Here is a 24,012-nt window from a genome sequence, read left to right on the forward strand (position 1 = left end):
CCAAAAATATAATTATTAGCGAGGTGCGATTTATGGAATGCATCTCGCTAAAAATATGTTAAAAGATACCTTCTTTAAAATGATGGAGTTGTGGAGCTTCTAATATCGACCATCTTAAGAAAGCTGAAAATTCGTATTCAACCCGGAGCATGTTTTTTATTTTTTTTGATATTTCATTTTTTTCTTCTGGTAATGTATCTTCATCATCATAAGAATAAATTAACTCTAAGAATTTTCTATATTGGCGCATTAATCTCTTTTTAAGAAACACTCTTGTAAGGTCTTTATTTCCAGTGTTTGCATCATTAAAAACCTTAGATATTAGATTGGCGGTTTCTAAAGTTTTTGGATCGTCATTCATTGGGGTGATATTGACGATTTCTGCATAAGCCGTTGTCGGAAAAGTATGTTTAACCGCTCTCAATACGTCTGTTTGTTGGTCTGTACAGTCAAGAATGTTCTCGAAGTTATTTCTCTTGATGTTGTTGCAGCGCCCGCAAGCGAAAAATAAATTATTCCAGTCATATTTTTTATCATCATCGCCTTCATGAGGCCTAAAGTGTTCAACGTTTAAGACAAGTGGGTCTTTAATTTCACAAATGTAACATTTATTATAAAAGTCATGAGATAACGCTTCTATTACATCCTTTTCTCTATAGGATGTCTTTTTTTCAAGGGAGTTAGGTGCTATTTTTGATTTTTGCACAGGAAACATCATGCACCTTCCTTATTGTTTTGAAGTAATGAAATTCCTTTTAATAAAAATATAGCTGATTCATCATCTAATTTTTCTTTATATGGGAGTAGTTTTGTGACTATCTCACCTATAGCACTAAGGTCTAAGTTTGTTTCATTTATTAATGCTGATAGCCTTCTTATGTCTTTTTCAAGAGAAATTGAAACAACAGGTACACCTAGCAACCCTTCTATTATTGTTTCATAGGAGAAAATAGAAAGATCTTCAAAGTGTTGCTTTGAACTCAGATCGTATATTATAGCATCTTCTAATGAGCCAATTACGAAGGGTGAGTGTGTAGTAACGATGAATTGAATTAATGGGTAGGTTCTTGTCAAGAATGGTAATATTTTTCGTTGAAGTGAAACGTGCAGATGAGCATCTATTTCATCGATCATTACAATACCATGCAATTCACTTGGCGAAATTTTAAATGTTTCAGTTTTCATAATTAAATCTGACAGGATGTTAAATATAGCAGAATAGCCAGATGATAATGTTTGAAAAGTATATGGTTTTTTGTTTTCTTGAATTAAATAAAATTTAAAATCATCAGGTTCAAATTTAAGAGTGAATGTATCATCCTCCATTAGGTAGGCTATGTTATTTTCTAGTTGATTGAACCAGTTGTCAATAGAGTTATAAAGGGTAATGTTGTTGTCATATGTTTTGGCAAAGGATTGGCGAGTTTTTAAATTTGCTAGGTGTTGCTCGAATTTATTTCCAAGCTGCTGATTAGATATATTTATGAAATTAGATTCATCTGCTTTTTCTAATTTGTTAGCTCCGGTTGCAGGAGCTATGGTCGCTTGTCTGTTAGCCTGGAAGTTAGCTATGATTGCTTTTCAGCTGTGGAGTAAAATTGATAACTCGTTCTGATCGCTATACTCTATTTGTAAACCTCCCCATGTTCTTTCTATCTCCTTTTCGTAATATTGTATTTGTGTTTGTGCTTGATGATATTGATTAGAACCTTTAGGATGTTTTTCTCTCTCTCTTAAATAGTGTTGTAAGTTTGAGTTCAGTTGCGTCATGGATTGGACATTTTTATTAATAAGATGGGTCGATATTTTGTTGTTTATCTCATTTAGGAGAGTTGTTTTTCCACAACCATTTCCTCCTGTGATGATTAAGTTTTTCCCTTGTATATTGATTACGTTATCATCTAGGGAAAAGTCAGTATTGTTGTATATTTTTGTTAAAAATTTCGTCATTATCAATTACCGTTTTTATGATTTGTTTAAAAGGTGTAGGTTACTTTACTTGTTATGATTCATCTAGTTTCAGTTGTGATTTATGTCAAAAAAATAAAAATATCTAAACATAAAAATGTCAATAGTACGCCGCGTATTTCTGCATTGATTTGCATGTATATCATTGGAAGGTTTAAGAAGGATAGGGCTAGGTATAGTGAGCACGGTACGTGGAATGCAACTGCATTAAAACCGACCCATCAAGAGGGCAGGCGAGGCGGGGATAGCACTGCGCGCCAGAGGCGGTGACAGCATTTAATTTAATGCGTCTGTGCGCGTCGTGACGGCGCTGTCATGTTGCAAGTCTGCGATGGTTTCGCGATGAGATTGGATTGTGTGTGGTGGGGCTGAGGCTGTCAGGGATGAGGCCGCCCGGAGGCGGCGATTTTTGCAGGGTTATTCTGATTCAAGACTGTAATCTTTAAAGCGGATCACCTCCATCCCGAGCCAGTCGTTAATCTCTTTAAAGCGCTCCTGCAGCGGGGTCAGTTCGTTACGCACAAACACCCGCGCAACCTTCTCAACATCCCCCATTGAGCCAATATTTTCCGGCTTGCCGCCCATGAGCTGGAACGGTACGCGGTGCGCATCGAGCAGGTCAGCGGCGCTCACCTTTTTAATATTGAAAAAGTCATCTTTCGTGGCGACCTCACTAAGCGGCACTATTTTGATGCCATCCGGTTTCCCGTTGGGTGCGTAGAAAAACAGGTTTTTAAAATTCCCGAGTCCCTTTGAATCCCGCATCGCAGAGCGTAGCGACTCGACGTCAGTGCTGCTCTGCGCCGCGTCGGTGACGTACATGATGTAACCCGCATGCGCGCCATTCTGGTAATACTTGCGACGAAACAGGGTGGCGGATTCATTCAGCCAGGCCGAATTGAGTGCGCTCAGGTATTCCGGCATGCCGTATAGCTCCTGATTGATATCAGGCTCCAGCAGGTGAAACACCGAGCCGGGTGCGAACGGGTGCGGGTTGTTAAAGCTCGATATGTACCAGTAAACACCTTCCTCGACGCCACGACGGGTGTATTTTGCCGGTGATGTTTCCAGTTTTAAAAGCTGGCCGGTAACGCTCATACGCTTCTCAAGATAACCGTTGGCAAAGACCAGATAATCCAGCACGAGGCGGCTGAAATCCTGACGCGACAGCAGCGGGTGCGGGATGTAGGTGCTCGTCAGAATATTTCGTTTCACGTAAATCGGCGAGCTGTGATGCACGGCGGCGCGCAGGCTTTTTGCCAGACCTGAGAAGTTGACCGGCGGCTCGTACCACTTCCCGTTATTGATGCACTCGACATAATCGAGGATATCGCGGCGATCCAGAACGGCGGAGGGCTCGCCAAAGGTGAACGCCTCCATTTTTTGCGGCGCGTTGGCGGTCGTTGTGGCAGGTTTCTTCTGTTGTTTTTTCATGTCAGTTAATATCCAGAATTGACGTTGAATGCATACCGCTACCGGCGGAAAGCGGCTCGTTTAACAGGGCGTGCATGGTTGCCCATGCGATGTCTGCGTGGCTGGCTTCTTCACTGCGGCTGGCCTCATAGGTGGAGCTGCGCCCGCTGCTGGTCATGGTTTTACGGATAGCCATAAATGACTGAGTGATGTCGGTTGCACCGGCGTCGTATTCCAGACACCCGCGTCGGATGGTGTCTTTCGCTTTCAGCACCATCGCGGTTTTCATTTCCGGCGTGTAGCGAATGGCGCGCGCTGCCGGGAAGAATGAGCGCACGAGCTGGTAAACACCCTGGCCGATGCCGGTCGCATCGATGCCGATATACTCGACGCAGTATTTTTCGGTCAGCTCGCGGATGGCCTCGGCCTGTGTCGCAAAGTCCATGCCTTTCCACTGGTGACGCTCAAGGATGCGGAACTTGCCACCGGCAACCAGTGGTGGAGCCAGTACCGCACAGCCTGCGCTGTCGCCGGTATGTGACGGGTCATAGCCAATCCACACCGGACGCCAGTTAAACGGACGGTCAGAAAACGGCTCGAAGTCCTCCCATTCTTCCATCGCATCGACCATGCAGCGCTGCAGCTCCTCGAACGGGAATACCGACGCCTTGTCGTCGACAAACTCGCACATGAAGAGGTTGCGGAAATCATCGGCGCTGTTTTCCTGTTTCAGTTGATCCAGATTAAACAGCGTGCATCCCCCGGCGAGCGCATCTTCGATGGTGACAATCTGCCGCCACTGTCCGTCCGGGCACAGCACGCCCCCGGCCAGCGCCTTATGGCTGATATCGATGTCGACACGTTCGGCGGCGCTGCTGCGTCCCCGGTTAAACAGCTCACCTGACCAGAACGGATAGGCGCCATGTGCCAGCGTCGAGGGGGTTGAAAAGTAGGTGGTGCGCAGGTGCGACTGTGACGCCATCCCCGAGGCGACTTTGCGCAGTTTCTGAAAGTTGGGGATCCAGAAGATTTCATCGACATACAGGTCGCCGTTATGACTCTGCGCTGTGTTGGAATTTGTCCCGAGAAAAATCAGCTCTGCGCCGTTGTTGCCGATGACAATCGGGTCGCCTGACAGGTCGACCTCGACCATGCGCGCAAAGGCGATGATGTACTTTCGGAACACGTAAGCCTGCGTCTTACTGGCCGACAAAAATATCTGGTTTTGCCCGGTTTTCAGGGCGCGCAGCAGTGACTCGCGGGCAAAGTAGAATGTTGCGCCAATCTGGCGCGATTTGAGGATGTGGCGAATACGGTGCGCGATACCGGCCTTGTGCCAGTTGAGCTGATACTCAAAGGATTGATCGAAGAAAATCTCTTCGAGCTTTTCGATAGCCTCATCGCTGAAAAAATTACGTTTTGGCTTGCGGCGGTCGCCTTTGTTGCGGCTGGCAATGTTGGGATTTAAATCTGCCTCGTTTCCGGTCTGGCCGTAGCGGCTGACACGCGCGAGCCGTTCCATCTGGCGTGACAAAAAATCAGCGACCTTGAAATCATGCGGCGTCAGGTCAGGCTTTGCATAAAGCTGAATCAGGCGCGCCTCGAGCGTGGATTCCACGCGGTTAAGCGGGGCGGTTTCCTCCCAGCCGTCACGTTGTTTCCAGCTCTGCACGGTCGGGCGCTTGACCTGCAGCGTGTCGGCGATTTGTGGCACGGAAAACCCCTGCCAGAACAGCAGGCGCGCCTGTCGTCGCGGGTCGTGCAAAAGGGAGAGGTCAGTTGAAATGGTCATGGTTGCCTCGTGTCAGTGAATACGGGGCAAGGCTAAGGAAATAGCGGGGCATTATCGCTAACCCCCTGTTGTGTCAGGGGGGGCACGTCTGCAAGCGGTGGCTGATGCGGGGCGGAGTCGGGAAACTACACCCGAACCGAAAACCCAACATCAGGACACCTGAACAATGGCAAAGAAAGTTTCTAAATGGTTTCGCATCGGCGTCGAGGGTGACACCTGCGATGGCCGTGTCATCAACGGTGATGACATTCAGGACATGGCGGATACCTTTGACCCGCGCGTCTATGGTTGCCGTATTAACCTCGAACACATCAAAAGCCTCTGGCCTGACAGCCCGTTTAAACGCTACGGCGATGTGACCGAAGTGAAAGCGGAAATCATCAGTGATGACTCTGCGCTGAACGGTAAAAAGGCGCTGTTTGCCAGGATTGCACCGCTTGATGAACTGGTGAGCATGGTGCGTGCCGGTCAGAAGGTTTACACCTCCATGGAAATTCGCCCGAATTTCTCAAATACCGGTAAATGCTATCTGATTGGTCTCGCCGTGACCGATGACCCGGCAAGCCTCGGTACGGAATATCTCGAATTCTGCAGCCGTGCTGCGCAGAACCCGCTCGCCGGTAAAAAAGACCAGCCGGGCGACCTCTTCTCGGTGGCCACCCTTGCTGAGCTGGAATTCGAGGATGTTCCCGAGACCATGCTCAACAGCCTGACCGACAGGGTCAAATCGATTTTCAGCCGCAAACAGGTCAGCGATGACGCCCGCCTTTCTGATGTGCATGAGGCGGTGACCGCCGTCTCTGAGCAGGTACAGACCAACCTGACCGCCACCGAAACGCGCGTCACTGAGCTGGAAACCGCCTTTGCACAGCTAAAGCAGGACGTGACCAGCCAGATCACGCAGAGCGCGCAGGCGCTTAACGCCCTGAAAAGCTCCCTCGATAACACCGAAAGCTATCGCCAGCCGCGCCGCGAGAAGTCGAAAGGCGGGACGGGCGACGAGCTGCTGACCAACTGCTGACAGACCTGCCGGGTGCGCGTCACCCGGCCTGATGCCCCTTTTTAGAAAAACAGGAATAACAATGCGTAAAGATACCCGCTTTAAATTCAATGCTTACCTGTCCCGCGTGGCGGAGCTGAACGGCGTCGACACCGATGACGTGGCGAAAAAATTCACCGTTGAGCCGTCCGTGACACAGACCCTGATGACCACCCTGCAGGCGTCATCCGCGTTTCTGACCAAAATCAATATCGTGCCGGTCGACGAGCTGAAAGGCGAAAAAGTCGGGGTAGGCGTCAACGGTACGATTGCGAGCACCACGGACACCACCGCCGATGACGAGCGTAAGACCGCTGATTTCACTGCGCTCGAATCCAACAAATACGAGTGCGCGCAAATCAACTTTGATTTCCATATCCGTTACAAACAGCTCGACCTGTGGGCGCGTTTTCAGGACTTTCAGACCCGTATCCGCGACGCGATTATCAAGCGTCAGTCGCTCGATTTCATCATGGCCGGTTTCAACGGTATCACCCGCGCGGAGACCTCCAACCGCAAAACGAATCCGATGCTGCAGGATGTCGCGGTGGGCTGGCTGCAGAAATACCGCAATGAAGCTGCTGCGCGCGTGATGTCCAACGTCACCGATGATGACGGCAAGGTCATTTCCGATGTGATCCGCGTGGGTAAAAACGGTGACTATGAAAACCTCGATGCGCTGGTGATGGATTCGACCACCAACCTGATTGATGAGATTTATCAGGATGACCCGGAGCTCGTCGTTATCACTGGCCGTAAGCTGATGGCAGATAAATATTTCCCGCTGGTCAACAAAGCGCAGGAAAACAGCGAAACGCTGGCTGCTGACATCATCATCAGCCAGAAGCGTATCGGCAACCTGCCTGCAGTGCGCGTGCCGTACTTCCCGGCGAATGCCCTGATGGTGACGCGCCTCGATAACCTGTCGATTTACTTCATGGATGATGCACACCGTCGCGCCATCATCGAGGAGCCGAAGAAAGACCGCGTCGAAAACTACGAGTCGATGAATATTGACTATGTGGTCGAGGCTTACGCCGCCGGTTGCCTGATTGAAAACATCAAACTCGGTGACTTCACTGCACCTGCTGCACCGGAAAGCGGGGAATAAGCCATGACGAGTCCCGCAGCGCGTCACATGATGCGGGTCTCGGCCTCTGAAACTGCGCGGCGGGCTGCTGCTCCGCTGCGCAATGCAACTGCCTATGAGCAGATGCTCGTCAAGCTGGCCGCAGACTGTCGCACGTTAAAACAAATCCGCTCCAATGAACGCAAGGCAGACAAAAAGCGTGAACTGCTGCCGTTCTATCTGCCGTGGGTGTCGGGTGTCCTCAGCGCCGGAAAAGGGGCACAGGATGACATTGTCATGACCGTCATGCTGTGGCGTCTCGATGCGGATGACATAGCCGGTGCGCTGGAGATTGCCCGCTATGCGATGACCTATGGCCTGACCATGCCGACCGGCGGCCACCGCCGCACCACGCCTTATTTACTCGCCGAAGAGGTTGCCCTGTCAGCGCAGCGCCTGCTCGATGCGAAACAGCCTGTCGGGCTGCAGCTCCTGCTCGACACCATTGCACTGACCGAACGGGCAGACATGCCGGATATCGTGCGCGCGAAGCTGCACAAAATTACCGGCTACGTGCTGCGTGAGGCTGGCCGTCTGACTGACGCGCTGGCGCACCTGCAGCGTGCGATCCAGTTAGAGCGAACTGTCGGTGTGAAAAAAGATATTGAACAGCTCGAGCGTGCGCTGAAACCCAAACCAGAACCTGCACCCAAACAGAATAAACCGCGCACGCGCAAACCTGCCGCTAAACCGGCGGCACGGCGCGGGCGTCCCCCGAAAGCGGCAAAAGCCGCAGGTTAACAGAACGCTCCCCGAGCCGGGCGGCACGCCGGTCAATGCGGGTATTGATTGCCCTGACTGCGACCGGCGTCCACCGCCCACCCATTACCCGAGGTTGTCATGACGACAGTGATTATTGAGCCAAAAAAAGAGCCGCAGGATGTGCCGGGCGTGGTGATACCACCACCGGACGTGAGCGAGCCGGTAATAAAAAATACCTTCTTTTTCCCTGATGTGGATCCGAAGCGTGTGCGCGAGCTGATGCGTCTGGAGCAGACCGTTTCCGCGCTGCGCCTGAATGATGCGATTAAAGCCGGTATGGCTGAAACCAATGCGGAGCTTGCCCTGTGGCGGGTTGAGCAAATGGCCGCAGGGCATAACACGCTGGCCGATGTGCCAGCCGATGATATCGATGGCGAAAGCGTGCGCTGTTTCCATTATTTCCGCGCCGTCTGCGCCATGACCAGTGCCACGCTGTTTGAGCGCTATCGCGGCATCGATGCGACGGCGAAAGGTGACCGTAAGGCGGAAAGCACCGAGGCGGTTATCGATGAGCTGTGGCGGGATATGCGCTGGTCTGTGGCGCGTATTCAGGACAAGCCGCGCTGTATTGTCGGCCAAATCTGATGAAGGTCAGGGCTATGCAGGGCGACACCCTCGATGCGATTTGCGCCCGGTATTACGGGCGCACTGAGGGCGTCGTTGAAACGGTGCTGCAGGCGAATCCGGGGCTGTCGGAGCTGGGCGTTATTCTGCCGCACGGCACGGCAATTGAACTGCCCGAAACTGACAGCGCCCCGAAAACCGAGACGGTGAATTTATGGGACTGAGTGTGGAAAAAATCACGACGTTTATCGCTTACTGGCTGGCCGCGGGGCTGGCGTATTTCGGGGCGATGTCCCCCGAAAAGCTGGCGTTCTATGTGGGGAGTGCCTGCGCCATTTTTACCGCGCTGACGAATTACTGGTTTAAGCGCAAAACCTACCGCTACCTGACCTCACTCGGACTCGATAAGGAGGCTGCCCGTGAGCTCAATCATTAAACGCTGCAGTGTGGCCGCCGTGCTGGCGCTGGCCGCGCTGATGCCTGACTTTCGTCTGCTTAACACCTCGCCCGAGGGGCTGGCACTGATTGCCGACCTCGAAGGATGTCGCCTGACACCTTACCAGTGCAGCGCGGGAGTGTGGACGGCGGGCATCGGCCACACTGCCGGGGTGGTCCCGAAAGGGGATATCACAGAGCGACAGGCGGCGGAGAATCTCGTTGCCGATGTGCTTAACGTCGAGCAACGGCTCGCGGTCTGTGTGCCGGTAGATATGCCACCGCGCGTCTATGACTCGCTGGTCAGTTTTGCGTTTAACGTCGGAACCGGTGCGGCCTGCCGGTCGACGCTGGTCTCGTATATCAAACGTCATCAGTGGTGGCAGGCGTGCGACCAGCTCACCCGCTGGGTGTATGTCAACGGTACAAAAAATAAAGGGCTGGAGAACCGCCGCGCGCGGGAACGGGCTTACTGCGTAAAGGGGATGCAATGAAAGTGCTGGTGATCCTGCTGGCCGGGCTGCTCGTCGTGGTGCTGTGGCTGCGTCACGATAACGCGAATTTATCCCGTTCCTTTGAGAAAGCGAACCGTGTTGCCAGCGAGCAAAAGACGACTATTGGCATGTTGAAAAATCAGCTTGCCGTATCGCAGCGAATCGCCAGGGCGAATGAAGATGCGCAGGTCAGGCTCGGCGATGAGCTGGCCGTTGCCGGTGATCAGGCGGTTAAGCGGGAAGAAACCATAACGAGGCTGATGAATGAAAACGAGACGTTACGCCGCTGGTACAGCGATAAGCTGCCTGATGCTGTGCGCCGGTTGCACATCCGAACAGGCTGCGCCTCCGCCGCCCGTTGTTTACAACGCCTGTCCGAAGGTGAATCTCTGCCCGATGCCGGGAAGTGAGCCCGTCACTAACGGTGATCTGAGTGCCGATATTCGCAGGCTTGAGCACGCGCTCACCGCCTGTGCGATTAAGGTCGAAACCATCAAAGACTGTCAGGATAAAATCGATGCAGAAAATGAAAAGCCTGCGCAAAGCGCTGAATGACGCCGTACCACAGCTAAAAAACAACCCCGAAATGATGCGTATCTTTGCCGATGAGGGAAATATCGATGCGCGTCTCGCGGCCTCACTGTCTCATGAAAAGAATTACACCCTGAATGTGATCGTCTGCGATTTTGTGGGCGACCCTGACCTGATTTTCGTGCCGGTTGCGGCGTGGCTGCGTGAGAACCAGCCGGATATCTGCACGCTCGATGAGGGGCGCAAAAAGGGCTATCGATTCCAGATGGATTTAAATGACGGGGAAAATGTTGATATCAGTATCAGCTTGCAGCTTACTGAGCGCACCCTCGTCAGGGATGAAAACGGAGCGCTGCACGTCAGCTATGCACCTGAACCGCCATTACCCGAGCCGGTGATGCGACCTACTGAGTTGTATATAAATGGCGAGCTGGTGAGCAAGTGGGATGAATGAATTTAAACCTTTTGATGACAAACTTGCGGGGTTGATCGCGGCAATATCACCGGCGGGTCGGCGTAAGCTGGCCTCTGAAATCGCAAAGGAGCTGCGCAGATCGCAACAGCAACGCATCAAACAGCAAAAAGCGCCTGACGGCTCACCTTATCAGGCCAGAAAACGCCAACCGCTCAGGGCGAAAAAAGGGCGAATAAAACGGGCGATGTTTCAGAAGCTGCGAACGAGTCGCTACATGAAAGCCAGTGGCCGCAATGCTACTGCTGTGGTGGAGTTTACTGGCAAAGTGCAGCGTATAGCGCGAGTTCATCAATATGGTTTGAAAGATAAACCTAGTAATAACAGTCGGAAAATAAAGTATAGTGAGCGAATCTTATTAGGGGTTGGGCGTTGTGAAAAAGAAATGATTGATAAGATTTTGACTGAATTTATATTTTCAGATTAACTTTTTTTGGTGTGAAAGGTTTTTATTGGGAGGCGTGTGATAGTATACTCCTCCCATTTTGTTTTTATTTAGCTTACGATGCTAAGGAAATCAGTTAGATTTTCGTATTTTGGTACGATCTTTTTGAGTAGTTCTTCGTATTCGATTTCATGCTCAGTAGATTTGCTTAATGCCTTTTCCTTTACCTTTGACAGTTGCGTGAATTTGGCATTGCGCAGTCTAATTGCAGAGAATGCTCCGATTTCTGATGCTTTATAAATATTGAGAATTAATTCGAAGCATTCTTTTTCATCAAGTAACTCTGATAATGCCTCATCGTGAGAATAAGCTGAATCGGCAAATTTATTAGCAGTTTCAAATTGATCTGAACCGGCTTCCGCATATATTGATTTTATTAAAATATCCCGTATCCATGAATGTTTTTTTACGTTTTTTAAAACGTATTCATTGAATTTGTATTTGTCAATAATTGTCGTTATGTTTTTATCAAAATGTTTGAGGGCTATTTCCTCCCCAGCCTTTACTAAGCTGATAAATACTGATACAGGATGGGTTAACTTGTTAGGTTGATCGGAAGTGGTTGTGAGTTTAATGGTTTTCTCTAACATTGCATTTAGTCTTACATAAACCATGCTTTCTAGCTCTGAAAGAGTGTTACTATTTGCAGAAATGCAACTCATTAATAGGTCTCGTTTGGATTCATCTGTGCTTCCTGCTTCGATAACTTGTTTTTTTATTTGCAATAAAACTTTATCGTTGAGTGGTTTGTATGTAAGTCCGAGGATATATCTCCTGGCATTTATTTTTGTTTGTTCATTTACATCTGAAAAAGCTATTAATAATTTACTAATTAGGTAGTGGTAACCATCTTCATGCAAAGTTTTAACGTCTAAATTAACTATTTCAGCATGATCAGTGATATAAACAGTTGGGAATATATAAGCATGAGTCAATTTTTTGATGATCTGATCAGCAATTTGTGTTGTCGACAATACAGGTTTTGCTAAAAATCTATCGATTGTTTCAGCAAAAACGTATCTCGCTTCTTCTGCGGTTGGCTTATGTCCTGATGGATGGGCTGCCTTGTTTCTAAGTTTTCGTAGTACATCTAAAAAATCCGCGTCTAACTCTGATATTATTTGGGCTGTTTTTAGTCTTGTTAGTAAATCACTTTCGAAAACTTTTTGTTCATCTCTCTGTCTTTTTATTTGGTTGTAAATATCTCTTGCAACTGAATTTGTTTTTGCTAAACCATCAAGTTTTGCATAAATATCTTCAAATATTGCTATGAATGACATTACGATACAAGCTCTATAGGCATCAGTCATATAGCATGTTAGCGCCTCTCGCATATATGATTTCATATTTACATCAACTATCTCTTCTATAAGCTCTTCCATGTCTCTAAGTTTAGCCACGTTCTTTTCTCTTTATAAGTTAATGAAATTACTTGTTTTACATAAAAAATAATATTTGTCAATGAACGACTAAGATGATTTTGAATTTTATCAATTATATTATAGTGATTTCGTTTATTAAAAGTATTTTTATAATCACGGATTGGAATTGTTTTAGGGCGACTCTATGTTGTACTAAGGCTGGTAAAACCTCGCCAGATTGCCGCAGGCCTTGCCCGGCGGCATCCTTTCCCCATGAATACTTTAAATTCCATTCAGGATATCGCCCGCGCGATCCGAAACCTTATCCGCACCGGCATTGTGACCGCAGTCAATCCCGATGAGGGGCTCTGTCGTGTCCAGACCGGTGGGATGCAAACCACCTGGTTAAACTGGCTGACCTGCCGCGCCGGTCGCTCGCGGGTCTGGTGGGCTCCCTCGGTTGGCGAGCAGGTGCTCATTCTTGCCATTGGTGGCGAGCTCGATACCGCCTTTGTGCTGCCCGGTATTTTCTCTGATGACCATCCCGCGCCGTCGGCCTCGCCTGATGCCTTTCACGTTTCCTTTCCTGATGGGGCAGTTATCGAGTACGAACCCGAGAGCGGGGCGCTCACGGTGAGCGGTATTAAAACCGCTGACGTTACCGCGTCGGACGCCATTACCGCAACGGTGCCGCTGGTACTGGTCAAAGCGTCCACCCGCATCACGCTCGATACCCCCGAGGTGGTCTGCACCAACAAACTGACCACGGCCACGCTTGAGGTGCAAAAGGGCGGGAAGATGAGCGGCAACATCGAGCACGGCGGCGGTACGTTTAAATCCAACGGCGTACAGGTGGATGACCACGGCCACGGCGGCGTTAAAGCCGGTGACAACTGGACGCAGGGGACAAAATGACAACGAGCTATCTGGGCATGAACAGTCATACCGGGCTCAGTATTTCTGAGATTGAGCATATCAGGCAGAGCGTGCGCGACATTCTGGTCACGCCGGTTGGCTCGCGTGTCATGCGTCGTGAATACGGCTCGCTGCTGTCGGCACTGACTGACCAGCCGCAGACCCCGGCACTGCGCCTGCAGATTATGGCCGCGTGTTATTCCGCGATCCAGAAGTGGGAGCCGCGCGTCAGCCTGACGACTATCACCTTTGAGCGCGGGGAGAATGACGGCGCGATGTATGTCGATATCACCGGCACGCGCTCGGCGTCAGGCCAGCCTTTTTCTATCACCATTCCACTGAGTTAAACACTATGGCTATTGTTGACCTGAGCCTGCTCGCTGCGCCTGATGTGGTGGATGAGCTGGATTATGAAACCATTCTGGCAGAGCGAAAGGCGACGCTTGTCTCACTGTACCCGGAGGAACAGCAGGAGGCGGTTGCGCGCACGCTGACGCTTGAATCTGAGCCGATTGTTAAGCTGCTGCAGGAGAATGCTTACCGGGAGGTTATCTGGCGTCAGCGCGTGAATGAATCGGCGCGCGCGGTCATGCTGGCGTATGCCGCCGGTAATGACCTCGATAATATCGGCGCAAATTTCAGCGTCGGGCGTCTTGTTATCACGCCTGCAGATGAGACCACGCTGCCGCCCACACCTGCCGTTATGGAGTCGGACACCGATTACCGTCTGCGCGTTCAGCAGGCATTTGAAGGAATGAGCGTGGCCGGGTCTGTCGGCGCTTATCAGTTCCATGGTCGCAGCGCTGACGGGCGGGTCGCAGATATCTCAGTGACCAGCCCGTCACCCGCCTGTGTGACGATTTCTGTGCTGTCGCGTGAAAACAACGGCGTCGCCTCTGATGAGCTGCTCGCCGTGGTACGTAACGCACTTAACGCCGAAGATGTCAGGCCGGTCGCAGACCGTGTGACGGTGCAGTCAGCCGACATTGTTGAATACCAGATAACCGCCTCGCTTTATCTCTATCCCGGTCCCGAGAGTGAACCCATTCGCGCCGCTGCCGTGAAAAAGCTGGAGGGCTATATCAGTGCGCAGCACCGCCTCGGGCGTGACATTCGCCTGTCTGCCATTTATGCCGCGCTGCATGTCGAGGGTGTCCAGCGTGTGGAGCTGGCCGCGCCGGTGGCTGACCTTGTGCTCAGCAGTGCGCAGGCGTCATTTTGCACTGATTACAGCATTGTGATCGGGGGCTCGGATGAGTGATACCCGTCTGCTGCCGGTGGGCTCGTCACCGCTTGAGGTGGCGGCGGCGCGTGCCTGCGCGGATATAGAAAACACCCCCGTCCCGCTGCGTCGTCTGTGGAGCCCTGACACCTGCCCGGCAAATTTGCTGCCGTGGCTGGCGTGGGCGTTTTCTGTCGACCGCTGGGATGAGAACTGGCCGGAAGAAACGAAGCGCGCCGTCATCCGTGATGCGTACTTTATTCACTGCCACAAAGGCACTATCGGCGCTGTTCGTCGGGTGGTGGAGCCGCTCGGCTATGTCATCAACGTCACGGAATGGTGGGAGACCAGCGAGCCGCCCGGCACATTCCGGCTTGATATCGGTGTGCTGGAAAGCGGTATCACTGAGGAAATGTATTTTGAAATGGAGCGCCTGATTGCGGATGCGAAGCCTGCCAGCCGTCATCTGATTGGTCTGAATATTATCCAGGACATACCCGGTCATATGTATGTCGGTGGTGTGGTGTATGACGGCGACATTATTACGGTTTATCCCGGATGAGTGAGGAATAATGAGCACGAAATTTAAAACAATCATTACCACTGCCGGAGCTGCAAAACTGGCGGCGGCGACGGTGCCGGGTGGTAAAAAAGTGAACCTTACCGCGATGGCCGTCGGTGATGGCGGCGGCGCACTGCCGGAGCCGAACGTCGGGCAGGTAAAGCTCATCAATGAAGTCTGGCGTCATGCGCTGAATAAAATCAGCCAGGATAACAAAAATAAAAACTATATCGTTGCGGAGCTGGTCATTCCTCCCGAGGTGGGCGGCTTCTGGATGCGTGAGCTGGGTCTGTATGATGACGCAGGCACGCTGATAGCCGTTGCCAATATGGCGGAGAGCTACAAGCCGGAGCTGGCGGAGGGCTCGGGGCGTGCGCAGACCTGTCGCATGGTGATTATTGTCAGCAGTATCGCCTCAGTGGAGCTGTCCATTGACGCGACAACGGTCATGGCGACGCAGGATTATGTTGACGACAAGCTGGCAGAGCATGAGCAGTCCCGCAGGCATCCTGACGCCACGCTGAAAGAAAAAGGCTTTGTGCAACTCAGTAGCGCCACCGACAGCACGTCTGAGAGCCTCGCAGCGACGCCGAAAGCGGTTAAGGCGGCGTATGACCTCGCCAGTGGTAAATATACGGCTCAGGACGCGACCACGGCGCAGAAAGGTCTGGTGCAGCTCAGTAGCGCCACCGACAGCGTGTCTGAGGCGCTCGCCGCGACGCCGAAAGCGATTAAGACGGCGTATGACCTTGCTAATGGTAAATATACGGCTCAGGACGCGAGCACGGCGCAGAAAGGTCTGGTGAAACTCAGCAGCGCCACCGACAGCACATCTGAGACCCTCGCCGCGACACCGAAAGCGGTTAAGGCGGTGAATGATAATGCGAATGGTCGCGTCCCGTCTGAGCGAAAAGTTAACGGACATTCGCTGGCCGGTGATATCAGCGTCACGTCACAGGATATTTTTGACGGTCAGTGCATTGAGCTTGGTGCTGACCAGAATCTGGATAATTACCAGACGCCGGGTCTGTATTTTCAACCTGCAAATGCCAATACCAGTGCTGCGCTGCATTACCCGGAAAATAATGCCGGTTCGCTGATGGTGTTAAAGGGCGCAGGGATAACGCAGGTTTATCGCGTGTACAGCAGTTCCCGAAGCTATTCGCGGAGCAAATATTCCACGCAGCCGTGGACGACGTGGACACCCGATGATGCTTTTCCTGTCGGTGCGCCGATTCCGTGGCCATCCGATACCGTTCCACCCGCTCACGCCTTAATGCAGGGACAACCTTTTGATAAATCAGTCTATCCGTTGCTGGCTGTGGCGTATCCCTCTGGCGTTATTCCAGATATGCGCGGCCAGACGATAAAGGGCAGACCTGATAGTCGTGCGGTCCTGTCTCAGGAGCTGGACGGCATTAAGTGGCACGACCACGGCGCAACGGTCGCAAGTACCGACCTCGGAAACCGGGACACCACCGGATTTGATTACGGAACCAAACCGGTATCGGTCTTTGACTATGGCACAAAATCCACAACCGGCGCGGGCGCACACAACCACCCGATTTCCGGGCGAACGCAGTTCGGTCAGGCGGGGGATGTTGTTGCCATGTCCAATACCGGCTCTGACAGGACAAACTGGGGGGCTGTTGGTGGCGTCGGCGACCACGCTCACGCCGTCGGCATTGGTGCGCATGATCACGTTGTGGGGATAGGGGCGCATGCTCACTCTGTCTACATTGGTGCGCACAGTCACGGCGTGACCGTTTCGCCCTCGGGTCAGGCTGAAAACACCGTAAAAAACACCGCATTTAATTATTTAGTGAGGCTTGCATAATGGCTTTTAAAATGACCAGCACCAACCGGGTTATTACGATTTACAACCTGTCATCTGCCACGAATGAGTTTATCGGTAAAGGGGATGGCTTTATTCCGGCTAATACAGGTCTGCCTGCCTACAGCACCGATATTGCGCCCCCAAAAGTGACGGCGGGTTTTGTGGCTGTTTTCGATGCTCAGGCTAATAAATGGTCGCGGGTGGAAGACCACCGCGGGACAACCGTTTATGACATCAGCACCGGCAAGCCCGCTGTTATTGAAAAGCTGGGTGCTCTGCCTGATAACGTTGTGTCGGTTGCACCTGACGGGGAGTATGTAAAATGGGATGGTGCTAAGTGGATCCACGATGTCGAAGCGGAAAAAACATTTCGTCAGGGGCAGGCGGCGCAGGAAAAAGCAAACCTGCTGATGATTGCAACATCGGCGATTGCCCCGCTGCAGGATGCCGTTGATCTGGATATGGCAACGGAAGACGAAGCGGCGCGTTTACTCGCATGGAAAAAGTATCGCGTCATGCTCAACAGGGTCAAACCCGAAGATGCACCCGATATCACATGGCCGGAACTGCCCGCATAACCGGCATCACTCAGGCGGGCGGTTGCCCGCGCTTTCCTGCCTCCGGTTGTGTCAGACCTTATCCAACCCTGACAAATAGCCCGCCGTCACCACACAACAGAAAATACACTCACCCTTAACCACGGAGTTAAACGGATGAGTGATTTTCATCATGGCGTAGAGGTCATCGAGATTAACGATGGCGTGCGCACCATTTCCACCGTCTCAACGGCCATCATCGGCATGGTCTGCACGGCCAGTGATGCTGACGAAAAGACATTTCCCCTCAATGAGCCGGTGCTCATTACCAACGTACAAAGCGCTATCGGCAAGGCGGGCAAAAAGGGGACGCTGTCGACGTCCCTGCAGGCCATCGCTGACCAGTGTAAGCCGGTCATTGTGGCCGTGCGCGTGGCCGAAGGTGCAGAAGACCCGGATGACCCGGAGGCCGGGAAGAAACAAACCATTTCCAACATCATTGGCACGACAGATGAAAACGGCAAATATACCGGCCTGAAAGCGCTGCTGGCGGCGCAGACCGTCACCGGCGTGAAGCCGCGCATTCTCGGCGTGCCGGGTCTGGATACGCAGGAAGTGGCGACGGCGCTCGCGTCCACCTGCCAGAGCCTGCGCGCGTTTGGCTATGTCAGCGCGTGGGGCTGCAAAACCATTTCTGACGCCATCAACTACCGCGAGAATTTCAGCCAGCGTGAGCTGATGGTTATCTTCCCTGATTTTCTGGCATGGGACACCACGGCGAATGAGACTGCGACAGCCTGGGCAACGGCGCGCGCGCTCGGTCTGCGTGCCAAAATTGACCAGACCGTCGGCTGGCATAAAACCCTGTCAAACGTCGGCGTGAATGGCGTCACCGGCGTCAGCGCCTCTGTGTCGTGGGATTTGCAGGAGCCCGCGACCGACGCCAACCTGCTTAACAAAGCCGGTGTTACGACGCTTATCCGCAATGACGGTTTCAAGTTTTGGGGAAACCGCACCTGCTCAGATGACCCGCTTTTCCTGTATGAGAACTACACCCGCACCGCGCAGGTACTGGCCGACACGATGGCGGAGGCGCATGCGTGGGCGATGGATAAACCCATTACCCCGACCCTCATTCGCGACATCGTATCGGGTATCAATGCCAAATTCCGCGAGCTGAAAAATAACGGGTATATCGTTGACGGCTCCTGCTGGTATGACCCGGAGTCAAACGAGACGGCGACCCTGAAAGTCGGGAAACTGTATATCGATTATGACTACACCCCCGTCCCGCCGCTGGAGAACCTGACCCTGCGCCAGCGCATCACCGATACCTATCTGGCGAATCTGTCAGACTCGGTCAACAGCTAAGGAGCTCAGAGCATGGCGTTACCCCGCAAACTTAAATACCTGAATATGTTCAACGATGGCCTCAGCTACATGGGCGTCGTTGAGTCCGTCACCCTGCCCAAGCTGACCCGCAAGCTGGAGAAATATCGCGGCGGCGGGATGCCGGGCGCGGTATCAATTGACCTCGGCCTCGATGACGACGCGCTGTCGCTGGAATGGACGCTCGGCGGTCTGCCTGACGTTGAACTGTGGGCGCAGTATGCCTCGCCGGGCGCTGACAGTGTGCCGCTGCGCTTTACCGGCTCTTTCCAGCGTGATGACACTGGCGCGATTTCTGCCGTCGAGGTGGTGATGCGTGGCCGTCACAAAGAATATGACGGCGGTGAGAACAGGCAGGGCGAAAGCGGCACGACCAAAATGTCGACCGAGTGCGCCTATTACCAGCTCACGATTGATGGCCGCGAAGTCATCGAGATTGACGTCGTTAACATGGTGCTGAAAGTCGACGGCGTCGACCGTCTGGCAGAGCACCGCAGGGCGATTGGCCTGTAATCCCTTACCCGGTCAGTGAGGCTGGCCGGTCCCTTTTACTGATGAGAATACCCATGAAAAATATCAATGAAACTGCCGTTGCTGACACTGAAACCGTCAATCCGAATATGGTGATTTTTGATACCCCGCTGATGCGCGGTGAGCAGAAAATTGAACAGGTCACGCTGACCAAACCGAATGCCGGAACCCTGCGCGGGGTGTCGCTGGCCTCGCTGGCGAATTCCGACGTTGATGCGCTGATTAAAGTGCTGCCACGCATGACGTATCCCGCCCTGACCGAGCACGAGGTCACGCGTCTTGATGCGTCTGATCTGATTTCGCTGGCCGGTAAGGTGGTCGGTTTTTTGTCGCCTGCTTCGGGTCGCTGACCTTTCCGAAAAACCTGTCGGTCGATGACCTGATGGCGGATATCGCGGTGATTTTCCACTGGCCGCCATCAGAGTTACATTCCCTGAGCGTGACCGAGCTCCTGACATGGCGCGACAAGGCGCTGCAACGAAGCGGAAACCATCATGAGCAATAACGTCAGAATCGAGGTGTTGCTGAATGCCGTCGACCGGGCAAGCCGACCGCTCAAAGCGATTCAGAACGCCAGCAAATCCCTGTCCGGTGATATCCGCACCTCACAGAAAAGCCTGCGCGAGCTGAATGCGCAGGCATCCCGTATCGACGGATTCCGAAAAGCCAGCGCACAGCTTGCCGTGACCGGTCACGCGCTTGATAAAGCGAAACAGGAAGCCGAAGCACTCGCCACGCAGTTTAAAAACACGGAGCGCCCGACGCGCGCGCAGGCGCAGGTGCTTGAATCCGCAAAGCGCGCCGCCGAAGGGCTGCAGACGAAATACAACAGCCTCACGGAGTCAGTAAAGCGCCAGCAGCGCGAGCTCGGTGCGGCGGGAATTAATACCCGTAATCTGGCAAATGATGAGCGGGGGCTTAAATCCCGCATCGCTGAAACCACCGCCCAGCTTAACCGTCAGCGCGAGGCACTGGCGAAAGTCAGCGCACAGCAGGCGAAGTTAAGCCGGGTGAAAGAGCGGTATCAGGCCGGTAAATCACTGGCCGGTAATGCGGCGGCGGCGGGCGCTGCCGGTGTCGGTATTGCGACGGCGGGAACGATGGCCGGGGTTAAGCTGCTGATGCCGGGCTATGAATTTGCGCAGAAGAACTCAGAGCTGCAGGCGGTGCTCGGTGTCGACAAACAGTCACCCGAAATGCAGGCGCTGCGCAAACAGGCTCGCCAGCTCGGGGACAATACAGCGGCCTCTGCCGATGATGCGGCGGGGGCGCAGATTATTATCGCCAAAAGTGGCGGGGATGCGGCGGCCATTCAGGCGGCGACGCCGGTCACGCTGAATATGGCGCTGTCCAACAAGCGCACGATGGAAGAGAACGCCGCGCTGCTGACCGGGATGAAATCAGCGTTTCAGCTCTCAAATGACAAGGTCGCGCATATTGGTGATGTTCTCTCGATGACGATGAACAAAACCGCCGCCGATTTTGACGGGATGAGCGATGCGCTGACCTATGCCGCGCCGGTGGCGAAAAATGCCGGGGTGAGTATCGAGGAAACCGCCGCGATGGTGGGGGCGCTGCACGATTCAAAAATCACCGGCTCGATGGCGGGAACGGGAAGCCGTGCTGTTATGAGTCGCCTGCAGGCACCGACCGGCAAAGCCTACGACGCCATCAAAGAGCTCGGGGTGAAAACCTCCGACAGCAAGGGCAACACGCGCCCGATATTTTCCATCCTGAAAGAAATGCAGCGCAGTTTTGAGAAAAATAATCTCGGGACGGGTCAGCGCGCGGAATACATGAAAACCATTTTCGGGGAGGAGGCCAGCTCGGCGGCCGCCGTGCTGATGACGGCGGCCTCAACCGGCAAGCTCGATAAGCTCACCGCCGCTTTTAAAGCCTCGGACGGCAAGACTGAGGAGCTGGTTAAGGTTATGCAGGATAACCTCGGCGGCGACTTCAAAGAATTTCAGTCAGCCTATGAGGCGGTCGGGACTGACCTGTTTGACCAGCAGGAGGGCTCACTGCGTAAGCTGACGCAGACGGCCACGCAGTATGTGCTCAGACTCGACGGCTGGATCCAGAAAAATAAGGGGCTGGCGACCACCCTCGGCGTGGTGGTCGGGGGGGCGCTGGCGCTTATTGGTGTGATGGGCGGGATTGGCCTTATCGCATGGCCGGTGGTGATGGGGATTAATGCCATCATTGCGGCGGCTGGCGTGCTCGGTGTGGTTTTCAGTACGGTCGGCGGCGCGATTGTCACGGCTATTGGCGCAATCAGCCTGCCGGTGCTGGCGGTTGCCGGGGCGGTGGTGGCCGGGGCGCTGCTCATCCGTAAATACTGGGAGCCGATTGGCGCATTTTTCTCGGGGGTGGTGGAGGGGCTGAAAGCCGCCTTTGCACCGGTGGGGGCGATGTTTTCCCCGCTCGCGCCGGTGTTTGATGCCATTGCGGAAAAGCTGGGCGTTGTCTGCCAGTGGTTTAAAGACCTGCTTGCACCGGTGAAAGCCACGCAGGACACGCTCGACAGTTGCAAAAATGTCGGCGTGGCGTTTGGTCAGGCGCTGGCTGATGCGCTGATGACGCCGCTCAACCTGTTTAACAGCCTGAGCGGCAAGGTTGACTGGCTGCTGGAGAAACTCGGCGTTATCAAAAAAGAATCGACCGACCTCGACCAGACTGTAGCCAACGCGGATAAGGCTTCACCGGGTGGCGGGTATATCCCTGCGACAGCGAGTTATGGCGGGTATCAGGCGTATCAGCCGGTCACTGCGCCTGCAGGTCGCTCTTATATCGACCAGAGCAAAAGCGAATACAACATCACACTGCAGGGCGGGGGGGCGCCGGGTGGCGACCTTGACCGTCAGCTCCGCGACGCCGTCGACAAACTAGACCGTGAAAAGCGTGCGCGTCAGCGATCCAATATGAGACTCGACTGAGAGAGGGGGCAAAATGTTAATGGTGCTGGGCTTTTTTGTGTTTGAGCGGCGAACCCTGCCGCATCAGTCGATGCAGTATTCGAAGGACTACCGGTGGGTGTCCAATGACCGTATCGGCAGGCGACCGGCTTATCAGTTTCTCGGCGAGGGGGAAACTTCACGCACCCTGTCGGGGACGCTGTACCCTGAAATCACCGGCGGGCGTCTGTCGCTGCTGGCGATTGAGCTGATGGCCGATGAGGGGCGTGCGTGGCCGCTGATTGACGGAACCGGCATGATCCACGGGATGTACGTTATCGATAAAGTGACTCATAACCACACCGAGCTTTTCAGCGACGGCGCAGCGAGAAAAATCGAGTTCACTCTGTCCCTGAAACGCGTCGACGAGTCGCTCGCGGCCATGTATGGCGACCTGAAAACGCAGGCGGATAATCTGGTCACGTCTGCCGGTGAATGGGCGGGAGGGCTGGCAGGATGATAACGGGAATGAATATTCAGGCTGGGGCGCGTGTTGCCCCTGCGTATATGCTCACGCTGGACGGGGCGGATATCACGCAGAATTTCAGCGACCGGCTTATCGGTCTGACCATGACCGACAATCGCGGATTCGAGGCTGACCAGCTCGATATCGCGCTCGATGATACTGACGGGCTGGTCGAGCTGCCGCCGCGCGGGGCATCACTGACGCTGTGGCTGGGCTGGCAGGGCTCCGCACTGGTCAACAAGGGGAGTTTCACGGTGGATGAAATCGAGCACCGGGGTGCGCCTGATACGCTGACCATCCGGGGACGTAGCGCCGATTTTCGCGGCTCGCTGAACTCACGGCGCGAGCAGTCATGGCACGACACCACGCTCGGGGTGATTGTGGAGACCATCGCGCAGCGTAATAAGCTGACGGCCAGTGTTGCTGACGCCCTGAAAGCCATCGCTATTCCCCATATCGACCAGACGCAGGAATCCGACGCGGCGTTTTTGTCCCGACTTGCTGAGCGTAACGGTGCATCAGTGTCGGTGAAAGCCGGGAAATTATTATTCCTGAAAGCCGGTAGTGCGATGACGGCCAGTGGTAAGCCGATCCCCCAAATGACCGTCGAGCGTGGGGACGGCGACCGCCATCAGTTCGCCATTGCAGACCGGGAGGCGTACACCGGTGTGACGGCGAAATGGTTGCATACCAGAGACCCGAAACCACAAAAGCAAAAGGTGAAGCTCAAACGTAAACCCAAAGAGCAGCACCTGCGCGCGCTGCAGCACCCGAAAGCCACCAAAACATCAGCAAAGGCTAAGAAGAAAAAAGAGCAGGAAGCGCGGGAAGGTGAGTATATGGCCGGAGAGTCGGACAACGTTCTTGAGCTCACGACCATCTATGCCACAAAGGCGCAGGCCATGCGCGCGGCTCAGGCAAAGTGGGACAAGATACAGCGGGGCGTGGCGGAGTTTTCCATTACGCTTGCCACTGGCCGGGCTGATTTATTTCCCGAAACGCCGGTGGCCGTGAAAGGCTTTAAGCGCGTGATAGACGAACAGGCGTGGATAATCAGCCGTGTGGTGCACAGTCTAAACGGGAGTGGTTTCACGACGGGCTTAGAGCTTGAGGTTAAGGTTTCTGATGTGGAGTATGAGAGCGAGGAAATAGCGCAGTAATTTTATGTATATATTTGTTTTATAAGTATAAAATT

General features: G+C 53.3%; 30 protein-coding genes. 24 read left to right on the plus strand and 6 right to left on the minus strand.

All coding sequences use genetic code 11. The annotated features are described in order from the left end of the window. Window positions 1-58: 58 nt before the first annotated feature. From OGY67_RS02125 to OGY67_RS02145, 5 genes are all read right to left on the minus strand, one after another. Complete coding sequence (locus OGY67_RS02125) at window positions 59-718, minus strand: HNH endonuclease (RefSeq protein ID WP_249357156.1); 660 nt, start codon at window positions 716-718, stop codon at window positions 59-61. Next, the gene (locus tag OGY67_RS02130) at window positions 715-1,575 is read right to left on the minus strand and encodes an AAA family ATPase (protein WP_353622378.1); all 861 of its coding nucleotides are present in this window, start codon (window positions 1,573-1,575) and stop codon (window positions 715-717) included. The genes OGY67_RS02125 and OGY67_RS02130 overlap by 4 nt, the downstream gene beginning before the upstream one ends. Window positions 1,576-1,581: 6 nt before the next feature. Beyond that, window positions 1,582-1,950 (minus strand): DNA/RNA helicase domain-containing protein, encoded by a 369-nt coding sequence (locus OGY67_RS02135; RefSeq protein ID WP_286573284.1) that lies wholly within the window; start codon window positions 1,948-1,950, stop codon window positions 1,582-1,584. A gap of 435 nt (window positions 1,951-2,385) precedes the next feature. After that, window positions 2,386-3,402, minus strand: a complete 1,017-nt coding sequence (locus tag OGY67_RS02140) for a phage portal protein (protein WP_286573286.1) — start codon at window positions 3,400-3,402, stop codon at window positions 2,386-2,388. 1 nt (window position 3,403) lies between these two features. Then, complete coding sequence (locus OGY67_RS02145; RefSeq protein ID WP_191608586.1) at window positions 3,404-5,173, minus strand: terminase ATPase subunit family protein; 1,770 nt, start codon at window positions 5,171-5,173, stop codon at window positions 3,404-3,406. Window positions 5,174-5,339: 166 nt separating this feature from the next. Here OGY67_RS02145 and OGY67_RS02150 point away from each other — a divergent pair, with 166 nt between their 5' ends. The 11 genes from OGY67_RS02150 to OGY67_RS02200 all read left to right on the plus strand — a co-directional run bounded on the left by OGY67_RS02150 (window position 5,340) and on the right by OGY67_RS02200 (window position 11,026). After that, window positions 5,340-6,194 carry a GPO family capsid scaffolding protein gene (locus OGY67_RS02150; protein WP_286573289.1) on the plus strand — a complete coding sequence of 285 codons (855 nt, stop codon included), beginning with the start codon at window positions 5,340-5,342 and terminating at the stop codon, window positions 6,192-6,194. A gap of 61 nt (window positions 6,195-6,255) precedes the next feature. Beyond that, a complete protein-coding gene (locus tag OGY67_RS02155; protein WP_286573291.1) occupies window positions 6,256-7,323 on the plus strand; it encodes a phage major capsid protein, P2 family in 1,068 nt (355 codons plus the stop codon). A gap of 3 nt (window positions 7,324-7,326) precedes the next feature. Continuing rightward, entirely contained in the window at window positions 7,327-8,082 is a 756-nt protein-coding gene (locus OGY67_RS02160; protein ID WP_286573293.1) for a phage terminase small subunit, read from the plus strand. A 99-nt stretch (window positions 8,083-8,181) separates the two neighbouring features. Further along, a complete protein-coding gene (locus OGY67_RS02165) occupies window positions 8,182-8,688 on the plus strand; it encodes a head completion/stabilization protein (RefSeq protein WP_127791801.1) in 507 nt (168 codons plus the stop codon). Further along, complete coding sequence (locus OGY67_RS02170; protein ID WP_046276226.1) at window positions 8,688-8,891, plus strand: tail protein X; 204 nt, start codon at window positions 8,688-8,690, stop codon at window positions 8,889-8,891. The genes OGY67_RS02165 and OGY67_RS02170 overlap by 1 nt, the downstream gene beginning before the upstream one ends. Further along, a complete protein-coding gene (locus tag OGY67_RS02175) occupies window positions 8,882-9,103 on the plus strand; it encodes a phage holin family protein (protein ID WP_198801954.1) in 222 nt (73 codons plus the stop codon). The genes OGY67_RS02170 and OGY67_RS02175 overlap by 10 nt, the downstream gene beginning before the upstream one ends. Further along, window positions 9,087-9,596 carry a lysozyme gene (locus OGY67_RS02180; protein ID WP_198801955.1) on the plus strand — a complete coding sequence of 170 codons (510 nt, stop codon included), beginning with the start codon at window positions 9,087-9,089 and terminating at the stop codon, window positions 9,594-9,596. The genes OGY67_RS02175 and OGY67_RS02180 overlap by 17 nt, the downstream gene beginning before the upstream one ends. Then, complete coding sequence (gene lysB / locus OGY67_RS02185) at window positions 9,593-10,006, plus strand: Rz-like lysis system protein LysB (RefSeq protein ID WP_198801956.1); 414 nt, start codon at window positions 9,593-9,595, stop codon at window positions 10,004-10,006. The genes OGY67_RS02180 and lysB overlap by 4 nt, the downstream gene beginning before the upstream one ends. Further along, window positions 9,906-10,151 carry an Rz1-like lysis system protein LysC gene (gene lysC / locus OGY67_RS02190; RefSeq protein ID WP_233097469.1) on the plus strand — a complete coding sequence of 82 codons (246 nt, stop codon included), beginning with the start codon at window positions 9,906-9,908 and terminating at the stop codon, window positions 10,149-10,151. The genes lysB and lysC overlap by 101 nt, the downstream gene beginning before the upstream one ends. Further along, complete coding sequence (locus OGY67_RS02195; protein WP_198801957.1) at window positions 10,114-10,581, plus strand: phage tail protein; 468 nt, start codon at window positions 10,114-10,116, stop codon at window positions 10,579-10,581. The genes lysC and OGY67_RS02195 overlap by 38 nt, the downstream gene beginning before the upstream one ends. Then, complete coding sequence (locus OGY67_RS02200) at window positions 10,574-11,026, plus strand: phage virion morphogenesis protein (protein WP_198801958.1); 453 nt, start codon at window positions 10,574-10,576, stop codon at window positions 11,024-11,026. The genes OGY67_RS02195 and OGY67_RS02200 overlap by 8 nt, the downstream gene beginning before the upstream one ends. 68 nt (window positions 11,027-11,094) lie before the next feature. Here OGY67_RS02200 and OGY67_RS02205 read toward each other — a convergent pair whose 3' ends face one another. Further along, complete coding sequence (locus tag OGY67_RS02205) at window positions 11,095-12,444, minus strand: DUF4145 domain-containing protein (protein WP_198801959.1); 1,350 nt, start codon at window positions 12,442-12,444, stop codon at window positions 11,095-11,097. A 234-nt stretch (window positions 12,445-12,678) separates the two neighbouring features. On the opposite strand from OGY67_RS02205, the gene OGY67_RS02210 reads away from it, so the two are divergent. The 13 genes from OGY67_RS02210 to OGY67_RS02270 all read left to right on the plus strand — a co-directional run bounded on the left by OGY67_RS02210 (window position 12,679) and on the right by OGY67_RS02270 (window position 23,977). Beyond that, window positions 12,679-13,320 carry a phage baseplate assembly protein V gene (locus tag OGY67_RS02210; protein WP_286573303.1) on the plus strand — a complete coding sequence of 214 codons (642 nt, stop codon included), beginning with the start codon at window positions 12,679-12,681 and terminating at the stop codon, window positions 13,318-13,320. Further along, on the plus strand, window positions 13,317-13,667 hold the full coding sequence (locus tag OGY67_RS02215; RefSeq protein ID WP_286573305.1) for a GPW/gp25 family protein: 351 nt from the start codon (window positions 13,317-13,319) through the stop codon (window positions 13,665-13,667). The genes OGY67_RS02210 and OGY67_RS02215 overlap by 4 nt, the downstream gene beginning before the upstream one ends. Before the next feature lie 5 nt (window positions 13,668-13,672). Then, on the plus strand, window positions 13,673-14,581 hold the full coding sequence (locus tag OGY67_RS02220; protein ID WP_286573310.1) for a baseplate assembly protein: 909 nt from the start codon (window positions 13,673-13,675) through the stop codon (window positions 14,579-14,581). After that, the gene (locus OGY67_RS02225) at window positions 14,574-15,104 is read left to right on the plus strand and encodes a phage tail protein I (protein WP_275163078.1); all 531 of its coding nucleotides are present in this window, start codon (window positions 14,574-14,576) and stop codon (window positions 15,102-15,104) included. The genes OGY67_RS02220 and OGY67_RS02225 overlap by 8 nt, the downstream gene beginning before the upstream one ends. 10 nt (window positions 15,105-15,114) lie before the next feature. Further along, window positions 15,115-16,941 (plus strand): phage tail protein, encoded by a 1,827-nt coding sequence (locus OGY67_RS02230; RefSeq protein ID WP_286573316.1) that lies wholly within the window; start codon window positions 15,115-15,117, stop codon window positions 16,939-16,941. After that, window positions 16,941-17,519 carry a tail fiber assembly protein gene (locus OGY67_RS02235; RefSeq protein ID WP_286573318.1) on the plus strand — a complete coding sequence of 193 codons (579 nt, stop codon included), beginning with the start codon at window positions 16,941-16,943 and terminating at the stop codon, window positions 17,517-17,519. The genes OGY67_RS02230 and OGY67_RS02235 overlap by 1 nt, the downstream gene beginning before the upstream one ends. Window positions 17,520-17,654: 135 nt before the next feature. Beyond that, entirely contained in the window at window positions 17,655-18,848 is a 1,194-nt protein-coding gene (locus OGY67_RS02240; protein ID WP_127791819.1) for a phage tail sheath protein, read from the plus strand. 12 nt (window positions 18,849-18,860) lie between these two features. After that, complete coding sequence (locus tag OGY67_RS02245) at window positions 18,861-19,379, plus strand: phage major tail tube protein (protein WP_286573321.1); 519 nt, start codon at window positions 18,861-18,863, stop codon at window positions 19,377-19,379. Between the two features lie 53 nt (window positions 19,380-19,432). Next, window positions 19,433-19,747 carry a phage tail assembly protein gene (locus OGY67_RS02250; protein WP_099530295.1) on the plus strand — a complete coding sequence of 105 codons (315 nt, stop codon included), beginning with the start codon at window positions 19,433-19,435 and terminating at the stop codon, window positions 19,745-19,747. After that, a complete protein-coding gene (locus tag OGY67_RS02255; RefSeq protein ID WP_306308100.1) occupies window positions 19,744-19,902 on the plus strand; it encodes a GpE family phage tail protein in 159 nt (52 codons plus the stop codon). Before OGY67_RS02250 ends, OGY67_RS02255 begins: the two co-directional genes overlap by 4 nt. After that, a complete protein-coding gene (locus tag OGY67_RS02260) occupies window positions 19,892-22,333 on the plus strand; it encodes a phage tail tape measure protein (RefSeq protein ID WP_286573323.1) in 2,442 nt (813 codons plus the stop codon). The genes OGY67_RS02255 and OGY67_RS02260 overlap by 11 nt, the downstream gene beginning before the upstream one ends. A 13-nt stretch (window positions 22,334-22,346) precedes the next feature. After that, window positions 22,347-22,811 carry a phage tail protein gene (locus OGY67_RS02265; protein WP_286573325.1) on the plus strand — a complete coding sequence of 155 codons (465 nt, stop codon included), beginning with the start codon at window positions 22,347-22,349 and terminating at the stop codon, window positions 22,809-22,811. Then, window positions 22,808-23,977, plus strand: coding sequence for a phage late control D family protein (locus OGY67_RS02270; protein ID WP_208744070.1), 1,170 nt, complete (start codon window positions 22,808-22,810; stop codon window positions 23,975-23,977). The genes OGY67_RS02265 and OGY67_RS02270 overlap by 4 nt, the downstream gene beginning before the upstream one ends. The last annotated feature ends 35 nt before the right edge of the window (window positions 23,978-24,012 follow it).

The sequence above is a fragment of the Citrobacter sp. Cpo015 genome (assembly GCF_030333035.1).
Lineage (GTDB): Bacteria > Pseudomonadota > Gammaproteobacteria > Enterobacterales > Enterobacteriaceae > Citrobacter > Citrobacter portucalensis.